This window comes from Variovorax sp. PEI5, from assembly GCF_056679935.1.
Genome location: NZ_CM155257.1, coordinates 970,528 through 996,706, shown reverse-complemented (window position 1 = coordinate 996,706; position 26,179 = coordinate 970,528). Strand labels below are relative to the sequence as shown.

Here is a 26,179-nt window from a genome sequence, read left to right as displayed (position 1 = left end):
CGGAGGAACGCTGGGAATCAGAGAAGGGGTGACGTCAACCGGGCGAGCGAGTCGCCCAGCCGGCGCAGGAAGGGTTGCCGGCGATTGAGCTGCACCGGGGAGGCGCTGCGCAGGTCGGTCTTGAACTGCTGCTCGAGCGCCTCGGCCAGCGCCGGCCCGTAGACCACCGCCATGACCTCGAAATTGAGGCGGAAGCTCCGGTTGTCGAAGTTGGCCGTGCCGACCATCGCGCAATGGTCGTCGACCACCAGTGTCTTGGAGTGCAGCATCCGGGCCTTGTACTCCCAGACCTTGACACCGGCGGCCATCAGTTCGTCGTAGTAGGAGCGCGCCGCCGCGCTCACCACCAGCGAGTCGCTGCGCCGCGGCACCAGGATGCGGACGTCGACGCCGCGCAGGGCCGCGCTGGTCAAGGCCATCAGGGCCGGTTCGCCCGGGACGAAGTACGGTGTCGTCAGCCACGCCCGGTGGCTGGCCGAATGGATCGCGGCCACGTGCATGCGGTGGATCGCCTCCAGCGGCGTGTCGGGCCCGCTGGTGACGATCTGCATGGCGATGTCGCCGGCCTGGCTCGGCGGCATCATCCGGGTGATCGATTCGTCCATCATGTGGCGGGCGTTCTCGCCGGTCGCGTAGCTCCAGTCCTCCAGGAAGGTCGTCTGCAGCCATCGCACCGCCCCGCCCTCGATGCGCAGGTGCACGTCGTGGTAGGCATCGGGATGCGTGCGCCGGTCCTCGTCGTCGGTGATGTTGACGCCGCCGGTGAAGCCCACCAGTCCGTCGCACACCACGATCTTGCGGTGGGTGCGGTAGTTGGTCACCGGCCGCAGCCGGCGGCCGATGCGGGTGTCGTGGAACAGCGCCACGTGGATGCCGGCCGCGTGCATCGGCGCCATGAAACGCCGACCGAGGCGCTTCGACCCCAGCGCATCGACCAGCAGGCGCACGGCGACACCGGCATTCGCGCGTTCCACCAGCAGATCGCGCAGGGCGGTGCCGATGCGATCGGGCTCGAAGATGTAGTACTCGAGGTGCACGTGGTCCCGGGCCGCCCGGATGGCCTCGAAGATGGCGTCGAACGTGCGCGAACCGCCCGACAGCAACTCGACGCCGGTCGCGCTCGACAGCGGGATGCCACACGAGGCGCTGCCCAGCTCGGCCAGCTGCCGCAGGGCCGGTGGCGCGCCCTCGGCGGCCTGGCGCAGCTTGGCGACATCGGCCGGCGCCTGCGCCTTGGCCCGGCTGCGCACGCGCCGCAGGCGCTGCTTCTTCAGTCGCTGCGGGCCCAGGAAGTAGTAGATGACGAAGCCCGCGAACGGCAGCAGCGCGAGCGACAGGATCCAGCTCATGGTCGAGACCGGCGCGCGCTTCTGCATGACGATCCAGATCGACAGCACGGCGATGTAGCCACTCCACGCGAAGGACAGGCCGGTACGCCATTCGGCGCTGATTTCGGGAAGGATCAAGATGGGGACGCGGTCGGGTGGAAGGTCGTCGGACCGGCGCAAAAAAAAGCCGGTAGCGCGATGCTACCGGCCTTCGAGGGCGCGCCCGGCGCGCCGATCGGCGCAATCAACCCGTCGCCGCTTCCTCGGCTTCCGGCTTGGCGCGGCCTTCCTTCTTCGGCAGCGGCTGGATGTCGAGCTGCACCTCGCCCTTGTCGTCCAGGTCGACCGTCAGGCGGCCACCATCCTGGAGACGTCCGAACAGCAGCTCGTCGGCCAATGCACGACGGATCGTGTCCTGGATCAGGCGCTGCATCGGCCGCGCGCCCATGAGCGGATCGAAGCCCTTCTTGGCCAGGTGCTTGCGCAAGGTGTCGGTGAAGGTGACGTCGACCTTCTTCTCGGCCAGCTGGGTCTCCAGCTGCAGCAGGAACTTGTCGACCACCCGCAGGATGACCGTCTCGTCCAGCGCCTTGAAGCTCACGGTGGCATCCAGGCGGTTGCGGAACTCCGGCGTGAACAGGCGCTTGATGTCGGCCATCTCGTCGCCCGATTCACGCGGGTTGGTGAAGCCGATGGTCGCCTTGTTCATGGTCTCGGCACCCGCGTTCGTCGTCATGATGATGATGACGTTGCGGAAGTCGGCCTTGCGTCCGTTGTTGTCGGTCAGCGTGCCATGGTCCATGACCTGCAGCAGCACGTTGAAGATGTCCGGATGCGCCTTCTCGATCTCGTCGAGCAACAGCACCGCGTGCGGCTTCTTGGTGACGGCCTCGGTCAGCAGGCCGCCCTGGTCGAAACCGACATAGCCCGGAGGCGCGCCGATCAGGCGACTCACGGCATGACGCTCCATGTACTCCGACATGTCGAAGCGCATCAGCTCGATGCCCATGATGTAGGCCAGCTGCTTGGCGGCCTCGGTCTTGCCGACGCCGGTCGGGCCGCTGAACAGGAACGAGCCGATCGGCTTGTCGCCCTTGCCCAGGCCCGAGCGCGCCATCTTGACGGCCGATGCCAGCACCTCCAGCGCCTTGTCCTGGCCGAACACCACGCTCTTGAGGTCGCGCTCGAGCGTCTGCAGCTTGCCGCGGTCGTCGTTGCTGACGTTGGCCGGGGGAATGCGCGCGATCTTGGCGACGATTTCCTCGACCTCGGTCTTGCTGATGGTCTTCTTGCGCTTGCTCGGCGCCAGGATGCGCTGGGCCGCGCCCGCCTCGTCGATGACGTCGATCGCCTTGTCGGGCAGATGCCGGTCGTTGATGTACTTGGCGCTCAGCTCGGCCGCGGCCTGCAGCGCGGCGACCGCGTATTTCACGCCATGGTGCTCCTCGAAGCGGCTCTTGAGCCCCTTGAGGATGTCGACCGTCTCCTGCACCGTCGGCTCGACCACGTCGACCTTCTGGAAGCGCCGCGACAGGGCCGCGTCCTTCTCGAAGATGCCGCGATATTCGGTGAAGGTGGTCGCGCCGATGCACTTGAGCTGGCCGCTCGAGAGCGCCGGCTTCAGCAGGTTGGACGCGTCCAGGGTGCCGCCCGAGGCCGCGCCGGCGCCGATCAGGGTGTGGATCTCGTCGATGAACAGCACCGCGTTGGGCTTGTCCTTGAGCGACTTGAGCACGCCCTTCAGGCGCTGCTCGAAGTCACCGCGGTACTTGGTGCCGGCCAGCAACGCACCCATGTCGAGCGAATACACAATGGCCTCGGCCAGGATCTCCGGCACGTCGCCCTGCGTGATGCGCCAGGCCAGGCCCTCGGCGATGGCGGTCTTGCCGACACCGGCCTCGCCGACCAGCAGCGGGTTGTTCTTGCGCCGGCGACACAGGATCTGGATCACGCGCTCGACCTCGTACTCGCGGCCGATCAGCGGATCGATCTTGCCGTCCTTGGCCATCTGGTTGAGGTTCTGCGTGAACTGCTCCAGGGGCGAGGACTTCTCGTTCTTCTCGCCGCCGCCTTCCTCGCCCTCGTTGGAGGACGACTCGGCGGCGCCCTTGGCGGCTTCCGGAGGATCGCTCTTCTTGATGCCGTGGGCGATGAAGTTCACCACGTCCAGGCGCGTGACGCCCTGCTGGTGGAGATAGTAGACGGCATGCGAGTCCTTCTCGCCGAAGATCGCGACCAGCACGTTGGCGCCGGTGACTTCCTTCTTGCCGTTGCCGGTGGACTGCACGTGCATGATGGCACGCTGGATCACACGCTGGAAACCCAGGGTCGGCTGGGTGTCGACGTCGTCGGTCCCGGCCACCTGGGGCGTGTTGTCCTTGATGAAATTGGTGAGCGACGACCGCAGGTCGTCGACATTGGCCGAACAGGCGCGGAGGACTTCCGCCGCACTCGGGTTGTCCAGCAAAGCGAGCAGCAGATGCTCGACGGTGATGAACTCGTGACGCTGCTGCCGGGCCTCGACGAAGGCCATGTGCAAGCTGACTTCCAGTTCCTGGGCAATCATGAGGTTTCCTTTTGCCTTGCTGTAAATAACTTCTGAGAACTTTTCGGATATGGGTCGGCCCACATCGAAATCAAGCCGTACTCAGCCGACGGGTTCACTGACGCACTGCAACGGGTGGCCGGCCTGGTGGGCCGCCTCCATCACCTGATTGACCTTGGTGGCCGCCATGTCGCGTGAATAGACCCCACAGACGCCACGTCCATCGAGGTGGATCTTCAACATGATCTGCGTCGCCGTCTCGCGATCCTTGCTGAAGAATTCCTGCAGCACCACGATCACGAACTCCATGGGCGTGAAGTCGTCATTCAACATGACGACCTGAAACATCTGTGGAGGCGCGGTCTTCTGCGGCCGTCGCTCCAGGACGACCGAGTCGCCATCGCCCCGGCCCGGCTTCTGCGCCGGCGGCGTGGGGGGGTTCGTAGGGTTTCTGGTTGCCATGAAATTCATTCTATCGAGCCGCATTGCGCCCTGTGGGAAGCTGATGAGGTGGAGCCTCGCGGTCGGGAATCAACCGGGGCCCAAGCAAAAAGCCCCAGCACATGTCGTGCCGGGGCTTTCCGGGGGGCGGACGCGGCCTGGATGCACCCGGCGCGTGCATGCCGGCACCTACATGCAGGAGATCATGACATCGCCGAAGCCCGAGCAGCTGACCTGGGTCGCGCCCTCCATCAACCGGGCGAAGTCGTAGGTGACCCGCTTGCTGGCGATGGCTTTCTCCAGCGCGACGATGATCAGGTCGGCCGCCTCGGTCCAGCCCATGTGGCGCAGCATCATCTCGGCCGAGAGGATCTCCGAACCCGGGTTGACGTAGTCCTTGCCGGCGTACTTGGGCGCCGAGCCGTGCGTGGCCTCGAACATGGCCACCGTGTCGCTGAGGTTGCCGCCCGGCGCGATGCCGATGCCCCCGACCTGCGCGGCCAGGGCGTCGGAGATGTAGTCGCCGTTGAGGTTGAGCGTGGCGACCACCGAATATTCCGCCGGGCGCAGCAGGATCTGCTGCAGGAACGCATCCGCGATGCTGTCCTTGATCGTGATGTCGCGCCCCGACCTGGGGTGACGCACCTTCATCCACGGTCCGCCATCGATCGGTTCGGCGCCGAATTCCTTCGCGGCCAGGCCATAGGCCCATTCGCGGAAGGCGCCTTCGGTGTACTTCATGATGTTGCCCTTGTGCACGATGGTCACGCTGGGCTTGTCGTTGTCGATGGCGTACTGGATCGCCTTGCGCATCAGGCGCTCCGTGCCCTCGCGCGAGACCGGCTTGATGCCGATGCCCGAGGTGGCCGGGAACCGGATCTTGCGCACGCCGAACTCCTCCTGGAGGAAGCCGATGAGCTTCTTGGCCTTGTCGCTGCCGGCCTCGAACTCGATGCCCGCGTAGATGTCCTCGGAGTTCTCGCGGAAGATCGCCATGTTGATCTTCTGCGGCTCCTTGACCGGCGAGGGCACGCCGGCGAAATAGCGCACCGGGCGCAGGCACACGTACAGATCGAGCTCCTGGCGCAGCGCCACGTTGAGCGAGCGGATGCCGCCGCCCACCGGCGTGGTCATGGGGCCCTTGATCGAGATGACATAGTCGCGCACGGCGTGCAGCGTCTCCTCGGGCAGCCAGACGTCGGGGCCGTAGATGCGCGTCGCCTTCTCGCCCCCGTAGACCTCCATCCAGTGGATCCGGCGGCGCCCGTCGTAGGCCTTGGCGACCGCGGCGTCCACCACCTTGAGCATCACGGGCGTGATGTCGGCACCGGTGCCGTCGCCCTCGATGTAGGGAATGACCGGCTCGTCGGGCACGTTGAGCGAGTTGTCGGCGTTCACCGTGATCTTCCGGCCTTCGGCGGGAACCTGGATGTGCTGGTAGCTGGACATGGAAATGGGGACGGGAGGCGCCGGAATGGAGAAAAGGACGGCCGATGTCCGACCGCGATGGCGGGCCGGACGCGAACGGCGGAATTCTAGGCCCGCGAAAGCATCGACACTGCTACAAAGCGCACTCCCGCGCCCCGCGCCCATCGCCTTCGAAAGTGATTCCGACCATGCTCCCGCGTCTCGCCGTCCTCCTCGCCCTCGCCTGTGCCGCGCTGTCGAACGCCAGCGCCCAGGACGCCCAGCTCGACCTGCCGCGCACCCGGTTGTCCGCCGGCATGTACCAGATCGACGCCCAGGTGGCGGCGATGCCCCGGCAGCGCGAGATCGGGCTGATGAACCGCAAGGAGATGCCGCAGGCCGAGGGGATGCTCTTCGTGTTCGAGCAGCCCGCCACGCAGTGCTTCTGGATGAAGAACACCCTGCTGCCCCTGACCGCGGCCTTCGTCGCCGACGACGGCCGCATCGTCAACCTGGTCGACATGCAGCCCCGGACCCTCGATTCGCATTGCTCGAAGGAGCCGGTGCGCTATGTGCTGGAGATGAACCAGGGCTGGTTCGAGCGCAAGAACATACGCAGCGGCGCCCGGCTCGGCGGCCGGCCCTTCGACAACGCATCGCGCTGAGGCCGCGGCGCGGGCGGCCGCGGCGGTCGGCGTCCCGTCAGCCGAAGTTCTTCGCGGCGAAGTCCCAGTTCACCAGCTGCGACAGGAAGGTCTCGACGAACTTCGGACGCAGATTGCGGTAGTCGATGTAGTAGGCATGCTCCCAGACATCGATGGTCAGCAGCGCCGTGTCGCCGGTGGTCAGCGGCGTGCCGGCGGCACCGGTGTTGACGATGTCGACCGAGCCATCGGCCTTCTTCACCAGCCAGGTCCAGCCCGAGCCGAAGTTGCCGACGGCCGACTTCGCGAAGGCTTCCTTGAAGGCGTCGTACGAACCCCATTTCGCATCGATGGCCTGCGCCAGCGCGCCGCTCGGAGCGCCACCGCCCTGGGGCTTCATGCAGTTCCAGAAGAAGGTGTGGTTCCAGATCTGGGCCGCGTTGTTGTAGATGCCGCCGCTCGACTTGCGGACGATGTCCTCCAGGGGCATGGCCTCGAATTCGGTGCCCTTCTGCAGGTTGTTGAGGTTCACCACGTAGGCGTTGTGATGCTTGCCGTAGTGGTACTCCAGCGTCTCCTGCGAATAGGCGGGCGCCAGCGCGTCGATCGCGTAGGGCAGCGGGGGAAGGGTGTGTTCCATGGTTTTTTCCTCGTGGGTCGTGATGGGGATCGGGGGTACGCGCCCGGATGCGGGGCTCCGGGCGTCGTGGCGATTCTAGGAATCGATCAGGCGGCGTCGCCCGGCATCGGTCGCGACGTGGCCGGCCCGGCGACCGTCAGGGGCAGTTCGCCATCGGCCAGCCGCGCCGCCACGGGCTGGCCCGCCGCGACCTGCCGCACGCTGGTGATCGCCCGCCCCTGGCCATCGGCCAGCCACGCGTAGCCCCGTCGCAGGACGTGGGCCGGATCGAGCAGCCGCAGCCGGGCCGCGAGCCGCTCCAGGTGATCGCGCCGGCGGGCGGCGGTGCCGGCGAGCGCCACCGGCAGCGCATCGCGCAGGGCCTGCTCGCGCTGCGCCAGCCGCGCGCGCTGGGCCGTCACCGCGTATCGCAGGCGCTGCGCCTCGTGCGCCAGGTGCACCCGCTGCCGGGCCGCCGCCTGGGACGGCCGGCCCAGGCGCGCGGCCGCGATGTCCAGCCGCTGGCCGAGCGTGTCGAGCCGCGCGTCCAGCCCGGCGGTCAGCCGGCGCTCGAGCAGGTCCAGCGCGCCCAGCCAGGTCTCGCGCGGCGCGGCGACCAGTTCGGCCGCCGCCGTCGGCGTGGGCGCTCGCAGGTCGGCGACGAAATCGGCGATCGTGAAATCGGTCTCGTGGCCGACGCCGCTGACCACCGGCACCGGACTGCGCGCCACCACCTGCGCCAGTGTCTCGTCGTTGAAGGCCCACAGGTCCTCGATCGAGCCACCGCCGCGCACCAGCAGGATGGCATCGACGGGGGGATCGAGCGCATACAGCGCCTCGAGCGCCCGCACCAGTTCGGCCGGCGCGCCGGCGCCCTGGACGGCCGCCGGCGCCAGTACCACCCGGACGTGCGGCACCCGGCGGCGCAATGCCGTGACGACGTCGTGCAGGGCCGCCGCCCCCAGCGAGGTCACGAGGCCGATGGCGCGCGGCAACGGCGGCAGCGAACGCTTGCGGGCCGGATCGAACAGGCCCTGCGCCTCCAGCCGCGCCTTGCGCTGCAGGAACTGCTCGAACAGCGCGCCCTGCCCGGCGCGCGCCAGGCTCTCGACGATCAGCTGCAGGTCGCCACGCGGCTCGTACACCGCCAGGCGCCCGCGCACCTCGACCTGGTCGCCCTCGCGTGGCGTGAAGTCGAGCAGACCGGCGGCGCGCCGGAACATCGCGCAGCGCAGTTGACCGCCCGGATCCTTGAGCGAGAAGTAGCAGTGCCCGCTGGTCGCGCGCGAGAAGCCGGAGATCTCGCCGCGCACCGACACCGGGTTGAAGCGCGCTTCCAGCGCATCGGCCACCGCGTGGCACAGGGCGCCGACGTCCCAGATCCGGGGGCCGGCCGCGCGGACCGGAGGCCGCGCGCTCATCGGCGCCCCCCATCGTGGGAGGGGACTCTTCCACAACGCGATGCCGGCCGCTCGGGACGCCGCCGGGACCATCGGGAAGTGCTCGGGTTGTCGTGCAACTTGTTGATTTGATTGAGGAAAGAGGTGCTCAAAATTCGTTCGACCTAATGCAAGCCACGTCCGGCGGGCCTCCGGGCGACTTTCCAGCGTACTTGCTCACAAAGTTATCCACAGATTCTGTGCGCGGAAACCGGGATCCGGCACGGCGGGATCGGCGATTGCGCGTGCCATGGCGCGACGGGCGTGGCGGTCATAATCGCCGCGCATTCGGAGGGACCCGCCTTGTTTTCCATCATAGTTGCCGCCGGCTGGCCGATCTGGCCCTTGCTGGCCTGTTCGGTGCTCGGCCTGGCCCTCGTCATCGAGCGGTTCACGAGCCTGCAGCGCGCGCGCGTCCTCCCGTCCCGGCTGCTGGATGACGCGATCAACGCGTCGCGCAACGGCCCGCCGACCCCCGAGGTGGTCGCCAAGCTGGAGCGCAGTTCGGCGCTGGGGCAGATCCTGGGGGCGGGTTTCCGCGCCCTCGGGAGCGACGCGCGCTGCACCGACGACGAACTGCACGCCGCCGTGGAGGCCGCCGGCCGGCGCGTCGCCCACCAGCTCGAACGCTGGCTCCCGGCGCTCGCCACCATCGCATCGGCGGCCCCCCTGCTGGGACTGCTGGGCACGGTCATCGGCATGATCGAGATCTTCGGCTCGCAGTCCGGCGCGGGCAACGGCGCGGCGACGGGCAATCCGGCCCAGCTCGCGCAGGGCATCTCCATCGCGCTCTACAACACGGCCTTCGGCCTGATGGTGGCGATCCCGGCCCTGATGTTCTGGCGCTATTTCCGCGCGCGGGTCGACGACTACCTGCTGCACCTCGAGCTCGCCGGCGAGCGTTTCGCCGGCCACCTGGTCACCCTGCGGAAGTGATGCCATGAGACGCCAGCGCATGCGTTTCCGACGCGACAGCGGCGGCGAGCCGGAGATCAACCTGATCCCGTTCATCGACGTGCTGCTGGTGGTGCTGATCTTCCTGATGCTGTCGACCACCTACAGCCGGTTCACCGAGATCCCGCTGCGGCTGCCGGTGGCCGATACCGACGCCCGCCGCGAAGCGCCGCGCCAGGTCGTCGTCGCCGTGGCGGCCGACGGCCACTACCGGATCGGCCAGACCGATCTGCCCGAGCGTGGCGTGGCGGCCTTGGCCACGGCGCTCGGCGCGGCGGCGGACGGCCCCGAGAGCGTGCTCGTCATCGATGCCGATGCGCAGGCCACGCATCAGTCGGTGATCCGCGTGATGGAAGCCGCCCGCCGCGCCGGACTGACGCGCGTGACTTTCTCCGCCCGATCGTCGAGCGGGACGGAGGACCGATGACGGTGGGCGGGCGACTGCAGCGGGCCTGGCTGCGGCGCGGCGCGCTGGCATGGCTGCTGCGGCCGCTGTCGTGGGTGTTCGCGAGCCTGGCGGCCCTGCGCCGCGCCCTCTTCGCGCTCGGCTGGCTGCGACGCGAGGGCGTGCCGGTGCCGGTGGTCGTGGTCGGCAACGTGGTGGCCGGGGGCGCCGGCAAGACCCCGGTCGTGCTCGCGGTCACGCGACATTTCCAGGCCCGGGGCCTGGCCGTGGGCATCGTCTCCCGGGGCCACGGCCGCAGCACCGACGACTGCCGCGAAGTCCTCGACGACAGCGACCCGGCCGAGGTCGGCGACGAACCGCTGCTGCTGCGCCGCGCCACCGGCGCGCCGGTCTTCGTCGCGCGGCGGCGGGTGGAAGCGGCCCGGGCCCTGCTGGCGCGCCATCCCGATGTGCGGCTGATCGTCTGCGACGATGGCCTGCAGCACCTGGCACTGCGGCGCGATGTCGAGATCTGCGTCTTCGACGACCGTGGCATCGGCAATGGCTGGCTGCTGCCGGCCGGCCCCTTGCGCGAACCCTGGCCACGCGCCTGCGACCTGGTGCTGCACACCGGCGGACGGCCGTCCGCCGCCGCCCCGGGCGCCATCGCCGGCTTCGGCGCGCGCCGGGCGCTGGCCGACCACGCGCTGCGCAGCGATGGCACCCGCGTGCCGCTCGACGCGCTGCGGGGCGTGCCGCTGCTGGCGGTCGCGGCCATCGCCAAGCCGGAAGGCTTCTTCTCGATGCTGCGCGCGTGCGGCCTGCAGCCCGCGACCTGCGTGGCCCTGCCCGACCACGACGACTTCACGACCTGGACGCCACCGGCATCCGAGCCCGGCGCCGCGCCCGCCACACTGGTCTGCACCGAGAAGGACGCGGTCAAGCTGTGGCGCCTGCGGCCCGAGGCGCTCGCCGTGCCCCTGGTCTTCGAACCCGATGCGGCCTTCTTCGAAGCGCTGGAGGCGAAGCTATCATCGGTCGATGGATTCCAAGCTGCTTGAACTGCTCGTCTGCCCCGTCACCAAGGGGCCGTTGACCTGGGACGCCGAGAGGCAGGAACTGCGTTCCCGCAGCGCGCGACTGGCCTATCCGGTGCGCGACGGCATTCCCGTGCTGCTCGAGACCGAGGCCCGCACGCTGTCCGACGACGAACTCGGACTCTGACGCCGGTGCGCTCCTTCGTCGTCCTCATCCCCGCCCGACTCGCTTCGACCCGGCTACCCGACAAGCCGCTCGCCGACCTGGCGGGCCTGCCGATGGTGGTGCGCGTCGCGCAGCGTGCCCGGGCTTCGCAGGCGGGCCGCGTGGTCGTCGCGGCGGACCACCCGCGCATCGTCGACGCCTGCGTCCGGCATGGCGTGGAGGCCCTGCTCACGCGCGTCGACCATCCGAGCGGCAGCGACCGGTTGGCCGAGGCCTGCGCACGGCTCGCCCTGGGGGACGACGAAATCGTGGTCAACGTGCAGGGCGACGAACCGCTGATCGATCCGGCCCTGGTGGATGCGGTGGCCGCGACCCTGGAGGCCGATCGCGATGCCGTCATGAGCACGGCCGCGCACGCCATCGACTCGATGGAGGATTTTCTCAATCCGAATGTCGTCAAGGTCGTGCTGGACGCGCGGGGCCACGCGCTGTATTTCAGCCGCGCGCCGATCCCGCTCTGGCGCGATGCCGCGAGCACGGCGCCCGGAGAAGCCGCCCTGCCACGCTCGCCGGCGCCCCTGCGGCACATCGGCATCTATGGCTATCGCGCCGGCTTCGTGCGCCGGTTTCCGACCTTGCCCCAGGCGCCGGTGGAAGCGACCGAGGCGCTGGAGCAATTGCGGGTGCTCTGGCACGGCTTTCGCATCGCCGTGCACGTGAGCGGCGCGACACCCGGCCCGGGTGTCGACACGCCAGAGGATCTCGTCAGGGTCCGTGCCCTGCTCGCCGCGGATTGACCTCCGTCAACGATCGACCGACAACGTGGCGGTCGTCAATTCACTGACGATGACGCATGTTATTCTCAAGATAACCTGCCTTGTCGAATCCATTGGTATTCACGGGGCGAAAAAGAATTCCAAAAAACGTCCGAGGACACCATGAGACTGATTTTATTGGGCGCCCCCGGCGCGGGCAAAGGCACGCAGGCCGCCTTCATCTGTCGGCAGTTTTCGATTCCGCAGATCTCCACCGGCGACATGCTGCGGGCGGCCGTCAAGGCCGGCACGCCGCTCGGGCGCGAAGCCCAGGCCGTGATGGCCTCGGGTGCCCTGGTCAGCGACGATCTGATCATCAATCTGGTGAAGGAACGCCTGGCATTGCCCGACTGCGCGAACGGTTTCCTGTTCGATGGCTTTCCCCGCACGCTGCCGCAGGCCGACGCCATGCGCAATGCCGGCGTCAAGCTGGACTACGTGCTGGAGATCGACGTGCCCTTCGGCGACATCATCGAGCGCATGAGCGGACGCCGCTCGCATCCGGCATCGGGCCGCATCTATCACGTCAAGTTCAACCCGCCGCAGGTCGAAGGCAAGGACGACGTGACCGGCGAGGACCTGATCCAGCGTGAGGACGATCACGAGGACACCGTCCGCAAGCGCCTGGACGTCTACAGCCAGCAGACCCGTCCCCTGGTCGACTACTACTCGCAGTGGGCCCGCAACGAGCCCGAGGCGGCACCGAAGTACCGCGCCATCAGCGGGGTCGGCAGCGTCGACGAGATCACGCAGCGCGCGCTGGCGGCCCTCAGCGCCTGAGCTCCTCGCAGGCCCGGTTCCCGCCGGCCGGCCGGCGGGCGCTCAAGGCGCGTCGACCCGCTCCATCAGTTCCAGCATCAACGCGATCCGCGCCTTGACCGGTGTCAGGTCGCCGGCGCTGCGCAACCCGCGCGCGTGATCGCCGGGCATCGCGGCATCGCCCGGGCCTTCCACGATGCGCCCGCTGGCACAGCGCGTGGCGCGCAGCACGCCGACGCCGGATCGCTGCGCCCGCAAGGCCGCTTCCTCGAGCTCCCGATGGACCGTGCCGTTGCCCGTCGCCGCGACGACGAGACCGCGCAGGCGATCCGATGCGCCGGCCGCATGCTCGCGCAGCAGCAGGTCGACGATCCTGCCGCTGGCGCCGGCGTGGCTGGTCACGATCTCCACCCGGGGCCAGCGCGCGGGATCGACGCGGCTCATGTGCTCGAAGGCCCGCCGCGCCATGGCGCCGTCGTGCGCGGGCCAGTCGCGCAGACGACGCAACGCGCCCTCCTCGACATGACCCAATGCGCCGGCATCGCCCGAATCGAAGGCATCGAGGCGATAGGTGTGCACCTTGCGCACATCGACCGCACCATGCACGACGCCGGCCGCGACCGCGCACACCCCACGGGCACCGGGCGTCGTCGCCACCGCGATCGCGTCGCGGAGGTTCTGCGGCCCGTCGGGCGCCAGCGCGGTCGACGGCCGCATGGCGCTGACCAGCACGATCGGCTTCTCCGGCGCCAGCACGCGATGCAGGAAGAACGCGGTCTCCTCCAGCGTGTCGGTCCCGTGCGTGACGACGAGCCCCACCACGTCCGGCGGCGCCAGCCAGGCGGCGCAGCGCAGGGCCAGCATCTGCCAGGTCGCCGCGTCCATGTCCTTGCTGTCGAGCTGCGCGACCTGCTCGCCCACCAGTTCGATGCCCGCCGGCGCGTCGATGCCGCGCAGCATGTCCGCCACATCGACCTGGCCCGCGACGTAGCCGATGTTGTCTCCGGCGGCGGCGGCCCTGCCGGCGATGGTGCCGCCAGTGGCCAGCACGACGACGCGCGAGCATTGGATGAGTGAGTCGTCGACCATGTCTTGCAAAGTTTCAAAAACTGTTCAAAAATACAGATACTGGATATCCAGACAGTATCGCAAGGAGCTTCCATGCCATTTCCCGTCAAGCTTACAACCCGGCAGCAGCAGATCCTCGACCTGATCAGCGCCGCCATCGCACGCACGGGCGCGCCGCCCACGCGGGCGGAGATCGCGGCGGAACTGGGCTTCCGGTCCGCCAACGCGGCCGAGGAGCATCTTCAGGCGCTGGCACGCAAGGGCGCCATCGAACTCGTCAGCGGCACCTCGCGCGGCATCCGGCTCAAGGGCGATGCCCTGCGCTCCCTCAACGCATCGCGCAACAACCAGTTCTCGCTGGCATTGCCCGGGACCTCGCAGCTGCCATTGCCCCTGGTCGGTCGCGTGGCTGCCGGTTCGCCCATCCTGGCCCAGGAACATGTCGAGCAGACCTACTACGTCGAGCGCGCCATGTTCCAGCACCAGCCCGACTACTTGTTGAAGGTGCGCGGCATGTCGATGCGCGACGCCGGCATCATGGACGGCGACCTGCTCGCCGTGCAGTCGACGCGAGAGGCCCGCAATGGCCAGATCGTGGTCGCCCGTCTGGGCGAGGAAGTCACGGTCAAGCGGCTCAAGCGCACCGGCGACGCCGTCGAGTTGCATGCCGAGAACCCCGACTACCCGACCATCTTCGTGCAGCCGGGCGAGCCGTTCGAGATCGAGGGACTGGCCGTCGGCCTGATCCGCAACACGATGCTCATGTAGCGGACGACCGCGGCCCGCTCGGCGCGGCAGGAGTGGCGGACGCCCGGCGTCCGGCCACGGTCCGACCACGCCCCTGCGAACCTCAATCACCGGTGGCCACCACCGCTCGACAACCTCTCAGTTACCTGGAGATCCGCATGGGAATCGCTTTGCTTGCCTTGGTCGACCTGCTCTCACCGCTGCAGTCCTTCGCCCACCGATGGATGCCGGCGCGCGCGTCCGACACCGACGAATCGACCGCGGGTCACTGCGCGGCGGCGCGTCCGAAGCGCGGGCCCCGTGCCGGAGCGGCGGTCGACGTGGCGCTGGCCACGCCGCATGCCGTCGTGGCGCCGCGCCCGCTGCGCGTGGTGCGCACCGCCGATGCCCAGCGTTGCGGCGGCGTCACCGGACGTCTGGTGCTGTCGGGCCGGATGGTCGATGTCTGCGCCGAGCTCGACCGGCTGGCCGCCCTGGAAGCCGCTGAACTCTCGCGCAGCGCCGGCACACTGCACTGAAGCGCGCGGTCCGGCAACGGACGCCGGTCGCATCGGCATGCCGGTGGTTGGCGGTGGTGCGTGTCGACCGATGGGATGAGTCCACGGAGCGCGAGGCACAATGGCAAGCCATGAACATTGTGATCCTCGACGACTACCAGGACGCGGTGCGCAAGCTGCGTTGCGCCGCCAAGCTCGATCCGTACACGGCCAAGGTCTACACCAACACGGTCAAGGGCATCGGGCAGCTCTCGATCCGGCTGAAGGATGCCGATGTCATCGTGCTGACCCGGGAGCGCACGCAGATCACGCGCCAGCTGATCGAGAAGCTGCCCCGGCTGCAATTGATCTCCCAGACCGGACGCGCCGGCGCCCACATCGACATCGCCGCCTGCACCGACCATGGCGTTGCCGTGGCCGAGGGTGTCGGTTCCCCGCTGGCGCCGGCCGAACTGACCTGGGCGCTCATCATGTCGGCGATGCGTCGCCTGCCGCAGTACATCAGCAACCTCAAGCATGGCGCCTGGCAGCAGTCGGGCTTCAAGTCGGCCTCGATGCCGCCGAACTTCGGGCTCGGCTCGGTCCTCAAGGGCAAGACATTGGGCATCTGGGGCTATGGGCGCATCGGCCAGCTCGTGGCGCGCTATGGCCAGGCATTCGGCATGCAGGTCGTGATCTGGGGCCGCGAGGGCAGCCGCGAGCAGGCGCGCTCCGATGGTTTCCAGGTCGCCCCGAGTCGCGAGGCCTTCTTCGAGACCGCCGACGTGCTGACGGTGCATCTGCGCCTGAACGAGGCCACGCGCGGCCTGATCGGCTTCGACGACCTCTCGCGCATGAAGCCCACGGCCCTGTTCGTGAACACCTCGCGCGCCGAGCTGGTGGAGCCCGATGCCCTGCTGACGGCGTTGAACCGCGGCCGCCCGGGCATGGGCGCGGTGGACGTCTTCGAGAGCGAGCCACCGTTGCAGGGCCATGCGCTGCTGCGTCTTGAAAACTGCATCTGCACGCCTCACCTCGGCTATGTGGAGCTGGATAGCTACGAGTCCTATTTTGGCCAGGCCTTCGACAACGTCGTGAACTTCGTGCAAGACAATCCGACCCACATCGTGAATCCCGAGGCACTGCAGCGACGTCGCTGAAGCACCCGCGACGTCGCCGCCCGTTATCCGGCGGCGCACGGCGCGCACCGTCCCGGCGGGAGCACGCCACCCCGAGAGAAATCCCCGCCCGTGTTCCGTTTCTTCGAGCAGCTCCTTCCTCCCTATCCCGCCGCGGAGCCCACGGTCCCGCCGGCCCGCTTCCTGCCCTTCATCTGGGCCTGCATGCAGGGCACGCGGGGACTGGTGGCCGCGGTGGCCCTGCTCACCGCCGCCATCTCGGCCTTCGAGGCCTGGCTGTTCGCCATGCTCGGGCGCATCGTCGACTGGCTCGGCGGCCAGTCACCGGCGCGCTTGTGGGAGGACCGTGGCACGACGCTGATCTGGATCGGCGTGGCGCTGGTCGCCAGCATCGCGGTGGTGGCGCTGCAGACCATCGTCAAGCACCAGGCACTGGCCATCAACCTGCCGATGCGGCTGCGCTGGAACTTCCATCGATTGCTGCTCGGCCAGAGCATGGCCTTCTACCAGGACGAGTTCGCCGGCCGCATCACCGCCAAGGTGATGCAGACGGCCATCGCGGTGCGCGACACGATCTTCGTGCTGGCCGACGTGCTGATCGCCATGATCGTCTACGTCACCACCATCATCGTGCTGGCGGCGGTGCTCGACCGCCAGCTGATCCTGCCCTTCGCCGTCTGGCTGGTGCTGTACGTGGCGGCCCTGTGGTACTTCGTGCCACGGCTGGGCAAGGTGGGCAAGGCGCAGGCCGATGCGCGCGCCCTCATGACCGGCCGCATCACCGACGCCTACACCAACGTCGCCACCGTCAAGCTGTTCTCGCACACCCACCGGGAGGCCGGCTTCGCGCGCGAGGCGATGCAGGAATTCCAGGTCACCGGCAATGCGCAGATGCGGCTGGTGAGCGCCTTCGAGATCGTGAACCATGCGCTCAGCATGGGCCTGACCGCCGGCATGGCCGGCATGGCGCTGTGGCTGTGGTCGCAGGGCACGGTCGGCGTCGGCGCGGTGGCCGCGGCGACGGCCATGGCATTGCGCCTGCAGGGCATGTCCCACTGGATCATGTGGGAGATGACCAGCCTGTTCGAGAACATCGGCACGGTGCAGGACGGCATCCGCACGCTGTCGCAGCCGCGCAGCGTGCTCGACGTGCCGGATGCCCCGGCGCTGGAGGTGCCGCGCGGCGAGGTGCGCTTCGAGCACGCCAGCTTCAGCTATGGCCAGGAAGGCGGTCGCCGCATCATCGACAACCTCGACCTCACGGTGCGCCCGGGCGAGAAGATCGGCCTGGTGGGACGCTCCGGCGCCGGCAAGTCCACGCTGGTGAACCTGCTGCTGCGCTTCCACGACCTGGAGAGCGGCCGCATCCTGATCGACGGCCAGGACATCGCGCGGGTCACGCAGGACTCGCTGCGCAAGCACATCGGCATGGTGACCCAGGACACCTCGCTCATGCATCGCTCGGTCTCGGACAACATCGCCTATGGCCGGCCCGACGCCAGCGACGACGAGGTCGAGGCCGCCGCCGAGCGCGCCGAGGCCCATGTGTTCATCCGCTCGCTGGGCGACGCCAAGGGGCGGGTCGGCTACGACGCTCACGTGGGCGAGCGTGGCGTCAAGCTCTCGGGCGGCCAGCGCCAGCGCATCGCCATCGCGCGCGTGATGCTCAAGGACGCGCCGATCCTGCTGCTCGACGAGGCCACCAGCGCGCTCGACTCCGAGGTCGAAGCGGCGATCCAGGCCAGCCTCTATCGCCTGATGGAAGGCAAGACGGTGATCGCCATCGCCCACCGGCTGTCGACCATCGCCGCCATGGACCGGCTGATCGTGCTCGACGAGGGACGCGTCGTCGAGGAAGGCGACCATGCCTCGCTGCTGGCGCAGAACGGGCTCTATGCCCGCCTGTGGTCGCACCAGAGCGGTGGCTTCCTCGGCGAGGATGCCTGAGGCGATGCCCGTCGCGATGGATCACTGGCGAGTCCTACAGGGCCCGCCGCCCGCCGCCGACAGGCAATCGCCCGGTCGATGCGAAGGTTATTCGTTCATCAATCGCGAGGAGAAAAGCCGTGAATTCAATCATCTACATCGTCGGTCTGGTCGTGGTCGTGGTGGCCGTGCTGTCGTTCTTCGGCCTGCGCTGACCCGACGCCTTCCATCCTCCGGCATGCCGGGATCGAACGGGGCCGCCATCGCGGCCCCGTTTCCATTTCCGCCCGGCTCCTGAAGGGACGCCATGTCCTCGCTTTCCCCCGCCGTCATGGTCGACCCGCGCCGGGCCTCCGTCGTCACCGAGGCCGTCCGGCTGATCGAGGAGACCGGCGCCCTCGACGATGACGCCGCGCTGCGCGCGGCCCACGCCGCGGAGACGACGCTGCCGCGCCGCGTCGCATCGCGCGCCGGACTGCTCGGCCGGCGCATCGGCCTCGATGCCGAGATCGACCGCTTCGGCCACTGGGCGCCATGGATCGGACTGGCCGGCGTAATGCTGATCGTCGCGGCCGGGCTGGCCCTGGCCGGCGGCGTCACCGGTGCCGGCGATCGCCGCATCAATGTCATCGCCGCCCTCCTGAGCCTGCTGGGTGTGCATGTGCTGACCCTGGTCGCCTGGCTGGCCGGCCTGGTACTGCCCGTGCGCCTGCCGGGCGCCTCGCGCCTGTCGCTGGGCTGGCTGTGGATGACCTTCACCGCCCGCGTGGCCGGCGGCCGGCAGGGCCAGGCGCCGGTGCTGGTGCGCGCCGCGACGCGGCTGCTGGCGCGTGCGCGGCTGCTGCCCTGGGCCGTCGGCATCACCAGTCACGCCATCTGGACGCTGTCGTTCGTCGCCGTGCTCGCCGCCATGCTGTTCGCCCTGGCCTTCCATCGCTACACGCTCGACTGGGAGACCACCATCCTGGAGCCCCGGTTCTTCCTGCGCACGGTCGAGCTGCTGGGCCAGGGGCCCGCCTGGCTGGGCTTTCCGGTGCCCGACGCCGCCACCGTGCTCGCGCCCCGGGGCGCGGCCGGCGCCACCGATGCCGTCGTGCAGCGGACCTGGGCACTGTGGCTGATCGGCTGCATCGTCGTCTACGGACTGCTGCCGCGCGTGCTGCTGCTGGCCCTGAGCCTGGCGATGTGGCGCTGGCGACGCGCGGACCTGACACCTGACCTGGCAGCGCCCTACTACCGCCGCCTCGCCGCCCGCTTCGACGCCCTGACGCCGCCGGACATCGTCGATGCCGACCCCGGCCGGCCCGTCGCGACCGGCCCGGCGCGCGCGTTGGCGGAGGACGCCGTCGCCGGCGACGTCCTGGCCGTGGCGGCCTTCGAGCTCGCGCCCGGCATGCCCTGGCCACCCGCCGAACTGCCGGCGCGCGCCAGCGCATGGCCCCACGCCGATGGCAGCGCGCGCAGCCGGCGCGAACTGCTCGATGCCGCCGCGCGCCGCCACCCGGCCCTGCTGGTGCTGGCCGTGCGTGCCGCGTCGAGCCCCGATCGCGGCACCGAGCGGCTGCTGCGTGAACTGCTCGCCCACAGCGGCGCCTGTCGCCTGTGGCTGGTGTCGGAAGCCGATGCCAGGACCGATGCCGCGTCACGTGCCCGCTGGCGCCAATGGCTGCGCGACACCGGCCTCGACGCCATCGTGGCGACCGATACGCTGGCCGAAGCGCTGCCGGTCGATTCCACCGAGGCCGTCGCATGAACCCGCTCCCCACGCCCGCCCGGGGCGGCAGCGCCACCCCGGGCGAAGCCCTGCGCATCGCCGTCGTCGGCCACACCAACGCCGGCAAGACCTCGCTGCTGCGCACGCTCACGCGCCGCATCGATTTCGGCCGGGTCTCGGCGAGCCCGGGCACCACCCGCCATGTCGAGCGCATCGACCTGGTGGTCAATGGCCGCGCCGCCGTGCGCTTCCTGGACACGCCCGGCCTGGAGGATGCCGTCAGCCTGCACGAGCACATCGGCCGGACCGCCGCCGATGCCGCCGGTGCCGCCGATGGACCGGCCGCCGCGACGCCGCCCGACCGCATCCGCCGTTTCCTCGACGGCCCCGAGGCCCATGGCGTCTTCGAGCAGGAGGCCAAGGTGCTGCGCACCTTGCTCGACGTCGATGCGGCCTTCCTGGTCATCGACGCGCGCGAGCCGGTGCTGCCGAAGTTCCGCGACGAGATCGAACTGATCCGCTCCTGCGCCCGGCCGGTGCTGCCGGTGCTGAACTTCGTGCGGGCCGAGAACCATCGCGAGCCCGAGTGGCGCGCCCTGCTGGCGGCCTATGGCATGCACGCCGTGGTGCGCTTCGACGCCGCCGCGCCCTTCGTCGGCGCCGAGCGCGACCTCTACCAGGACCTGGTCACCCTGCTGCGCGAGCGGCGCGAACAGCTGGCGGGCGTGATCGCCTTCCTGGAACGCGAATTCACCGCGCGCCGCCAGGCCGCCGGCGCGCGCATCGCCGAGCTGCTGGTCGACGCGGCCTCGATGCGCCGCACGGCGGCGGTCGCCGACTTCGACGACGAGGCGCGACGCGCCCCGCTCCTGGCGGCCCTGCGCCAGGACGTCTTCGACAAGGCGCAGCGCTGCGCCTCGGACCTGCTCGCATTGCATGGCTTCCGCGAGGGCGATGCCTCCGAGGCGCCCTTGCCGCTGCTCGAGGGCCGCTGGTCGATGGACTTCTTCAGCCCCGAGGCCCTGAAGGACGCTGGCCTGCGGCTGGGCAAGGGCGCGGCGGTCGGCGTGGCCGTGGGCGTGGCGGCGGACCTGGCGGTCGGCGGTCTGTCGCTGGGGGCCGGCGCGGCCCTGGGTGGCGCCATCGGCGGCGCCATCGCGCAGGGCTGGGGTCCGCTCGGCCGCAAGATGGTCAATGCGCTGCGCGACGTGCGCGAGCTCAGCGTCGAGGACGGGGCGCTCTATCTGATCGCCGAATGGCAGATCGCGCTCGTGCATGCGCTGGAGCATCGCGGGCATGGCGCCACCGGCCCGGTCGCGGCCACCGTGGACGCGCCCGTGGCGGGCGGCGTGGTCGCGCGCGACATCGCGCTGGCGGTGCGCGCGGCGCGGCCGGCGCGCAACCATGCCGATTGGGAATCCACCGCCGACGGCCCGCGCTGGCGTGCCAGTTCGTCGGCCCAGCGGCAGGCGCTGGTGGGCCTGGTGGCGCGGCGCGTCGAGACCGCACTGCGCGGCGACACCGGACCCGGCGCACCGGGGGCGCCCGGGGCACCGGGCAGGCCGGACGATCCGGACGCCTTCGCGACGCCGGCCTGATCGAACTGCGACTACAAGGTGGGTGGCGCGCTTGCGCTAAGGTGACGACCTTTCTCGACCACCCGGAACTACCGCACCATGGCTCCACTTCCTCCCGCGGCCACGCGCCCGGCGCCCCGCCATTTCTCGATGATCCGCGGCTTCCACCTGGCCGATGCCTTCACGCTCGGCAATGCCGCCTGCGGCGTCGGCGCGGTCTTCCTGGCCATGGCCTATGTCGGCAACCGGTCGACGGAACTGTTCCTGTGGGCCGCGTTGCTGGCGCCGGCGGCGTTCGTCTTCGACGTCTTCGACGGCCGGGTGGCGCGCTGGCGGCAGACCCACTCGGCGCTCGGGCGCGAGCTGGATTCGCTGGCCGACGTGATCTCCTTCGGCGTCGCTCCGGCCGCGCTGGCCTTCGCCGCCGGGCTGGACGGCGGCTGGGACTGCGTGGCGCTGATCTATTTCGTCTGCTGTGGCGTCAGCCGGCTGGCGCGCTACAACGTGACGGCCGAGGCGCTGTCCGAGGGTGCCGACAAGGTGAGGTACTTCGAGGGCACCCCGATCCCGACCAGCGTGGTGCTGGTCGGCGTGCTGGCCTGGGCCGCCTGGCAGGGCCGCGTCGGCGATGCGATCTGGGGCGGCGCCTGGGCCATCGGCCCGGCCACGCTGCATCCGCTGGTGCTGCTGTTCGCGCTGTCGGGCACGCTGATGATCAGCAAGACATTGCGCATCCCGAAGTTCTGAGCGCCGGCGCTCCCATCGACGGAGCGCCCGTCCCCCTCGCGAAGGAGCCGTGCCCATGACCCCGCCATCCTCGTCGTCCCGTCGCCATCGCCATCCGGCGTGGCCGGTGGTCCCGGTCCTCGCGCTCTGCGCGGCCCTGACGGGCTGCGCCGCGCCATCGGCCACGGGCCCGCGCAGCGTGACCATCGAGCGCACGACGCATGGCATCGCCCACGTCACGGCCGCCGACTACGAGGGCCTGGCCTATGGCTCGTCGTACGCGCACGCCCAGGACAACGTCTGCCAGACCGCCGAGCACCTGCTGACCGTGCGCGGCGAGCGCTCGCGCTTCCTGGGGCCGCAGGCGATGGGTGATCTCGGCCTGGGTCGCCTGTCGAATGCGCAGATCGACCTGTTCGTGCGCCAGCACATGGACGACGCGGCGCTGGCACGGGCCGCCGACACCGTCGGTCCGCAGGCCCGCGCCGCCCTGCGCGGCTATGTCGCGGGCTACAACCGCTATCTGCGCGACGCCGGTCCAGACGGCCTGCCCGAAGCCTGCCGGGGCCGACCCTGGGTGCGGCCCATGACGGCAGCCGACCTGTCGCGCGCGACCGAGCTGTCGATGATCCAGGGCGGCCTGGGCGCCCTGGCCGGCGCGGTGCTCGCCGCCCGGCCGCCCCCACCCGCGACCGCCCTGGGCGCCGCGCCGCCCGCGCCACCGGTGGAACTGCGCGAAGCCGTCGCCGAGATCGCCCGCCACAGCATGGATGCCAATCCGGAGGGTGGCGAACTCGGCTCCAACGGCTGGGCCTTCGGCCGCGACGCCACGCCCGACGGCCATGGCGTGCTGCTGGGCAACCCGCACTTCCCCTGGAACGGCACCAACCGCTTCTGGCAGCTGCACCTGACCATTCCCGGCGAGGTCGACGTCATGGGCGCCACCGGCGGCCTCAGCCCCGTGGTCTCGATCGGCTTCAACAAGGATGTCGCCTGGACGCACACCGTCTCCACCGGCAAGCGCTTCACGCTCTACGAACTGACGCTCGATCCGGCCGACCCGACCGTCTACCTGGTCGACGGTCAGCCGCGCCGCATGGTCGCGCGCACCGTCGAGGCGCCGATGCCCGGGGGGGCGGCGCTGCGCCACACCTTCTACGCCACCGACTGGGGCCCGGTGATCGCCTTGCCGCGCGCCGGTCTCGCCTGGACCCCGCAGAAGGCCTATGCCCTGCGCGATGCCAACACCCTGAACGTGCGCTCGGTCGAGAGCTGGATGCGCATGGCCAAGGCGCGCGACGTGGCCGAACTGCGCGCGGCCATGGGCAACCAGGGCATGCCATGGATCAACACCCTCGCGGCCGACCGCCACGGCCAGGCCCTGTATGCCGACCTGTCGGTGGTGCCCGACGTGTCGGCCGAGCAGTTGCGCGCCTGCGCGCCCTCGCCGGCCGCCGCCGTGCTGCTGAACGCGGCCGGCCTGCCGGTGCTCGATGGTTCGCGCAGCGCCTGCGCCTGGCGCGAGGACGCCTCGGCCGCCGCGCCGGGGCGCATCCCGCCGGCGCGCATGCCCGTGCTGGTGACCTCCGACTGGGTGCAGAACAGCAACGACAGTTTCTGGCTCAGCCAGCCCGACGTGGCGCCGATGGCCGGGATCTCGCCCCTGGTCGGCGCGATCGGCACGCCGCAGCGCCTGCGCACCCGCAGCGCCATCCGCGAGATCCGCGCCCGGCTGGCCGGAGGCGATGGCCTGCCCGGCGATCGCATGGGAGCGGCGGAAGCCCGCAGCGTGATCCTGCGCGATCGCAACCTGGCCGGCGCGCTGGTCATGGACGACCTGCGAAGCGCCTGCGACGCCGCGCCGGCCGACGCCACCGGTCCGGGCGCCGATGTCCTCGCCGGCTGCCGCGCCCTGGCCGGCTGGGATCGCACCAGCAACGCGGGGTCGCGCGGCGCCCCACTGTTCCGTGAGTTCTGGCGCCAGGCCCGCGACGTGCCGAGGGTGTGGCGCGTGCCCTTCGACCCGCGCCGGCCGGTCGACACGCCGGCCGGACTCGACACGGCGACGCCCGCGACGCGCGCGGCCGTCTTCCAGGCCCTGGGCGACGCCGTCGCCGCCTTGCGCTCGGCCGGCTTCGCGCCGGATGCCACGCTCGGCGAGGCACAGTGGCGCGAGGTGCGTGGCCAGCGCGTCGCGCTGCACGGCGGCGACGAGTTCGAGGGCGTCCTCAACAAGCTCGAATCGCAGGGTCAGCCGCGCATCGCGCCGGGCGGCTATCGCATCAACTACGGCACCAGCTACCTGCAGGTCGTCGGCTTCGACGACCGCGGCCCGGTGGCCCAGGGCGTGCTCACCTACGGCCAGAGCAGCGACCCGGCCTCGCCGCGCGCCTACGACCAACTGCCGCTGTTCGCCGCCAAGCGCTGGCTCCCGCTGCCCTTCCATCCCGAGGACGTGCGGGCGCAGCGCGAAGGCCCGCCCCTGACCCTGGACTACGGACCCCCATGACCCTGCATCCCTCCCATCCCGCTCCCGGCCTCTCGCAGATCGTCCGGCTCGGTGCCGCGCAGCCACTCGATCCCGCCTGCGACCACTTCTATTTCCTGCGCCACGGGCAGACCGGCCGCAATGCGCTGCGCATCTTCCAGGACGTCGACGAGCCGCTCAGCGCGCTGGGCCTCGCGCAGGCGACGCGCGCGGCGGAACGCCTGGCCGGTGAACCGATCCGCACCGTGGTCTGCAGCGATGCCCGGCGCGCCTTCGACACCGCGCACACCGTCGCCACGCGACTCGATCTGGTGCCGCTGCCGGAGTCGCGACTGCGCGAGCGCCATTTCGGCGCCTTGATCGGCACCTCGTCGGCGAACATCGACTGGGCCTGCGAGCCCGAGGGTGGCGAGACCCTGGCGCAGTTCGTCGGGCGCAAGCGCGCCGCGCTCGCCATCGCGCTGGCGCTGCCCGGCCCGGTGTTGGTGGTGGCGCATGGCGGCACGCTGTATGCGCTGGCGGCGCTACTCGGCGTGCCGGTCGATGCCGCCGTGCTCGGCAACGCGCAGCCGCTGCGCTTCGAACGCGATGCCGATGGCTGGCGCGCCGAGGCGCTGGCGTTGCCACCGCACGCCGATGGCGCGGACGCCGGCGCCGGCAGCGCCATCGCCTGAGCACCGGCGCGCGGTCCACCATCGCTCCTTTGACCACCGCCTCTTTCTTTTCCACCCCCCACCGCCATCTGAGCCGACATGGACTTCAAGAACTACTACCAGGTGCTCGGGCTGGAGCGCACGGCGTCGGAGGACGACGTCCGCAAGGCCTATCGGAAGCTGGCGCGCAAATACCATCCCGACGTCAGCAAGGAAGCCGATGCCGAGCTGAAGATGCGCGACATCAACGAAGCCAACGACGTGCTGCGCGACAAGGAAAAGCGCGCCGCCTACGACGCGCTGGCCGACCGCGTGGCGCGCGGCGGTCGTCCGGAGGGCGACTTCAGTCCGCCGCCGGGCTGGGACGCGGGCTATGAATTCCATCGCGGCGCCGGTGGCCCGGCTGCGGGCGGACCGGCCGACCAGGCCGACTTCAGCGACTTCTTCTCCTCGCTGTTCGGCGAGGCCGAGCGGCGCGGGGCGGCCCGCCAGCAGCGCCGGGCCCGGGGCGAGGACCACCACGCCGCCATCGAGATCACGCTGGAGGACGCCCTGCGCGGCAGCGAGCGCGAGATCTCGCTGCGCGCGGTCGAGACCGGCGCCGATGGCCAGCCGGCCTTCACCACCCGCACGCTGGCCGTGAAGATCCCCGCCGGCGTGCATCCGGGCCAGTATGTGCGGCTGGCCGGCCAGGGCATGCCCGGCCATGGAGGCGAACCCGCCGGCGACCTGTTCCTGGAGGTGCGCATCGCGCCCCACAGGCTCTATCGCATCGAGGGCCGCGATCTCTACATGACCCTGCCGGTGACGCCGAGCGAAGCCGCGCTGGGCGCCTCGGTCGAGGTGCCGGTGCCCGGTGGCGGCGCGGTCGAGGTCACCGTGCCGCCGAAGTCGCGCGGGGGCCTGAAGCTGCGGCTCAAGGGCCGTGGCTTCCCGGGCGCGACCGCCGGCGACCTCTACCTGCTGCTCGACATCGCCCTGCCACCGGCCGACAGCGACGCCGCGCGCGAGGCCTATCGCCAGCTCGCCGCCGCCACCGCCGCCTTCGATCCGCGCCAACACCTGGGAGCTTGACCACCATGGCCCGTTTTTCCGTCTCGTCGACGGTCTCCCCGCATTCGACCAC

24 protein-coding genes are annotated in these 26,179 nt (G+C 70.2%); 17 read left to right on the top strand and 7 right to left on the bottom strand.

Going from position 1 to position 26,179, the window contains the following annotated elements; all coding sequences use genetic code 11:
* Window positions 1-17 precede the first annotated feature (17 nt).
* From cls to icd, 4 genes are all read right to left on the bottom strand, one after another.
* Window positions 18-1,466, bottom strand: coding sequence for a cardiolipin synthase (cls, locus tag AC1MLT_RS04610; protein WP_481034101.1), 1,449 nt, complete (start codon window positions 1,464-1,466; stop codon window positions 18-20).
* 106 nt (window positions 1,467-1,572) lie between these two features.
* Window positions 1,573-3,894 carry an ATP-dependent Clp protease ATP-binding subunit ClpA gene (gene clpA / locus AC1MLT_RS04605; RefSeq protein WP_481034100.1) on the bottom strand — a complete coding sequence of 774 codons (2,322 nt, stop codon included), beginning with the start codon at window positions 3,892-3,894 and terminating at the stop codon, window positions 1,573-1,575.
* An 81-nt stretch (window positions 3,895-3,975) separates the two neighbouring features.
* Window positions 3,976-4,335, bottom strand: coding sequence for an ATP-dependent Clp protease adapter ClpS (gene clpS / locus AC1MLT_RS04600; RefSeq protein WP_481034099.1), 360 nt, complete (start codon window positions 4,333-4,335; stop codon window positions 3,976-3,978).
* A gap of 168 nt (window positions 4,336-4,503) precedes the next feature.
* Window positions 4,504-5,763: an NADP-dependent isocitrate dehydrogenase gene (gene icd, locus AC1MLT_RS04595; RefSeq protein ID WP_481034098.1), complete on the bottom strand. Its 1,260-nt coding sequence runs from the start codon at window positions 5,761-5,763 to the stop codon at window positions 4,504-4,506.
* A 167-nt stretch (window positions 5,764-5,930) separates the two neighbouring features.
* Here icd and AC1MLT_RS04590 point away from each other — a divergent pair, with 167 nt between their 5' ends.
* Window positions 5,931-6,386, top strand: coding sequence for a DUF192 domain-containing protein (locus AC1MLT_RS04590; protein ID WP_481034097.1), 456 nt, complete (start codon window positions 5,931-5,933; stop codon window positions 6,384-6,386).
* A gap of 37 nt (window positions 6,387-6,423) precedes the next feature.
* Here the strand turns inward: AC1MLT_RS04590 and AC1MLT_RS04585 are convergent, their stop codons facing one another.
* Window positions 6,424-7,005, bottom strand: coding sequence for a superoxide dismutase (locus tag AC1MLT_RS04585; RefSeq protein ID WP_481034096.1), 582 nt, complete (start codon window positions 7,003-7,005; stop codon window positions 6,424-6,426).
* Window positions 7,006-7,091: 86 nt separating this feature from the next.
* Entirely contained in the window at window positions 7,092-8,405 is a 1,314-nt protein-coding gene (gene xseA, locus AC1MLT_RS04580) for an exodeoxyribonuclease VII large subunit (RefSeq protein ID WP_481034095.1), read from the bottom strand.
* Window positions 8,406-8,726: 321 nt separating this feature from the next.
* On the opposite strand from xseA, the gene AC1MLT_RS04575 reads away from it, so the two are divergent.
* The 6 genes from AC1MLT_RS04575 (at window position 8,727) to adk (ending at window position 12,560) form a co-directional block, all read left to right on the top strand.
* Window positions 8,727-9,359, top strand: coding sequence for a MotA/TolQ/ExbB proton channel family protein (locus tag AC1MLT_RS04575; protein ID WP_481034094.1), 633 nt, complete (start codon window positions 8,727-8,729; stop codon window positions 9,357-9,359).
* Window positions 9,360-9,378: 19 nt separating this feature from the next.
* Window positions 9,379-9,804 carry an ExbD/TolR family protein gene (locus tag AC1MLT_RS04570; RefSeq protein ID WP_481034093.1) on the top strand — a complete coding sequence of 142 codons (426 nt, stop codon included), beginning with the start codon at window positions 9,379-9,381 and terminating at the stop codon, window positions 9,802-9,804.
* Window positions 9,801-10,823: a tetraacyldisaccharide 4'-kinase gene (gene lpxK, locus AC1MLT_RS04565; protein ID WP_481034092.1), complete on the top strand. Its 1,023-nt coding sequence runs from the start codon at window positions 9,801-9,803 to the stop codon at window positions 10,821-10,823. The genes AC1MLT_RS04570 and lpxK overlap by 4 nt, the downstream gene beginning before the upstream one ends.
* Complete coding sequence (locus AC1MLT_RS04560; protein ID WP_481034091.1) at window positions 10,804-10,986, top strand: Trm112 family protein; 183 nt, start codon at window positions 10,804-10,806, stop codon at window positions 10,984-10,986. The genes lpxK and AC1MLT_RS04560 overlap by 20 nt, the downstream gene beginning before the upstream one ends.
* A 5-nt stretch (window positions 10,987-10,991) precedes the next feature.
* Window positions 10,992-11,762 carry a 3-deoxy-manno-octulosonate cytidylyltransferase gene (gene kdsB / locus AC1MLT_RS04555; RefSeq protein ID WP_481034090.1) on the top strand — a complete coding sequence of 257 codons (771 nt, stop codon included), beginning with the start codon at window positions 10,992-10,994 and terminating at the stop codon, window positions 11,760-11,762.
* A gap of 141 nt (window positions 11,763-11,903) precedes the next feature.
* Window positions 11,904-12,560: an adenylate kinase gene (gene adk, locus AC1MLT_RS04550; RefSeq protein ID WP_481034089.1), complete on the top strand. Its 657-nt coding sequence runs from the start codon at window positions 11,904-11,906 to the stop codon at window positions 12,558-12,560.
* Between the two features lie 42 nt (window positions 12,561-12,602).
* Here the strand turns inward: adk and AC1MLT_RS04545 are convergent, their stop codons facing one another.
* A complete protein-coding gene (locus AC1MLT_RS04545; protein WP_481034088.1) occupies window positions 12,603-13,628 on the bottom strand; it encodes an asparaginase in 1,026 nt (341 codons plus the stop codon).
* 72 nt (window positions 13,629-13,700) lie between these two features.
* On the opposite strand from AC1MLT_RS04545, the gene lexA reads away from it, so the two are divergent.
* The 10 genes from lexA to AC1MLT_RS04495 all read left to right on the top strand — a co-directional run bounded on the left by lexA (window position 13,701) and on the right by AC1MLT_RS04495 (window position 26,127).
* Window positions 13,701-14,375 carry a transcriptional repressor LexA gene (gene lexA / locus AC1MLT_RS04540; protein ID WP_481034087.1) on the top strand — a complete coding sequence of 225 codons (675 nt, stop codon included), beginning with the start codon at window positions 13,701-13,703 and terminating at the stop codon, window positions 14,373-14,375.
* A gap of 137 nt (window positions 14,376-14,512) precedes the next feature.
* A complete protein-coding gene (locus AC1MLT_RS04535; RefSeq protein ID WP_481034086.1) occupies window positions 14,513-14,872 on the top strand; it encodes a hypothetical protein in 360 nt (119 codons plus the stop codon).
* Between the two features lie 110 nt (window positions 14,873-14,982).
* Window positions 14,983-15,990 carry a D-2-hydroxyacid dehydrogenase family protein gene (locus tag AC1MLT_RS04530; RefSeq protein ID WP_481034085.1) on the top strand — a complete coding sequence of 336 codons (1,008 nt, stop codon included), beginning with the start codon at window positions 14,983-14,985 and terminating at the stop codon, window positions 15,988-15,990.
* 90 nt (window positions 15,991-16,080) lie between these two features.
* The gene (locus AC1MLT_RS04525; protein WP_481034084.1) at window positions 16,081-17,916 is read left to right on the top strand and encodes an ABC transporter ATP-binding protein; all 1,836 of its coding nucleotides are present in this window, start codon (window positions 16,081-16,083) and stop codon (window positions 17,914-17,916) included.
* Window positions 17,917-18,202: 286 nt separating this feature from the next.
* Entirely contained in the window at window positions 18,203-19,648 is a 1,446-nt protein-coding gene (locus AC1MLT_RS04520) for a DUF2868 domain-containing protein (protein ID WP_481034083.1), read from the top strand.
* Entirely contained in the window at window positions 19,645-21,207 is a 1,563-nt protein-coding gene (locus tag AC1MLT_RS04515; protein WP_481034082.1) for a GTPase/DUF3482 domain-containing protein, read from the top strand. The genes AC1MLT_RS04520 and AC1MLT_RS04515 overlap by 4 nt, the downstream gene beginning before the upstream one ends.
* A 78-nt stretch (window positions 21,208-21,285) precedes the next feature.
* Window positions 21,286-21,933 carry a CDP-alcohol phosphatidyltransferase family protein gene (locus AC1MLT_RS04510; protein ID WP_481034081.1) on the top strand — a complete coding sequence of 216 codons (648 nt, stop codon included), beginning with the start codon at window positions 21,286-21,288 and terminating at the stop codon, window positions 21,931-21,933.
* Window positions 21,934-21,988: 55 nt separating this feature from the next.
* Window positions 21,989-24,421, top strand: a complete 2,433-nt coding sequence (locus tag AC1MLT_RS04505; RefSeq protein ID WP_481034080.1) for a penicillin acylase family protein — start codon at window positions 21,989-21,991, stop codon at window positions 24,419-24,421.
* On the top strand, window positions 24,418-25,074 hold the full coding sequence (locus AC1MLT_RS04500; protein WP_481034079.1) for a histidine phosphatase family protein: 657 nt from the start codon (window positions 24,418-24,420) through the stop codon (window positions 25,072-25,074). The genes AC1MLT_RS04505 and AC1MLT_RS04500 overlap by 4 nt, the downstream gene beginning before the upstream one ends.
* Window positions 25,075-25,152: 78 nt before the next feature.
* Complete coding sequence (locus AC1MLT_RS04495) at window positions 25,153-26,127, top strand: DnaJ C-terminal domain-containing protein (protein ID WP_481034078.1); 975 nt, start codon at window positions 25,153-25,155, stop codon at window positions 26,125-26,127.
* Window positions 26,128-26,179: the final 52 nt, after the last annotated feature.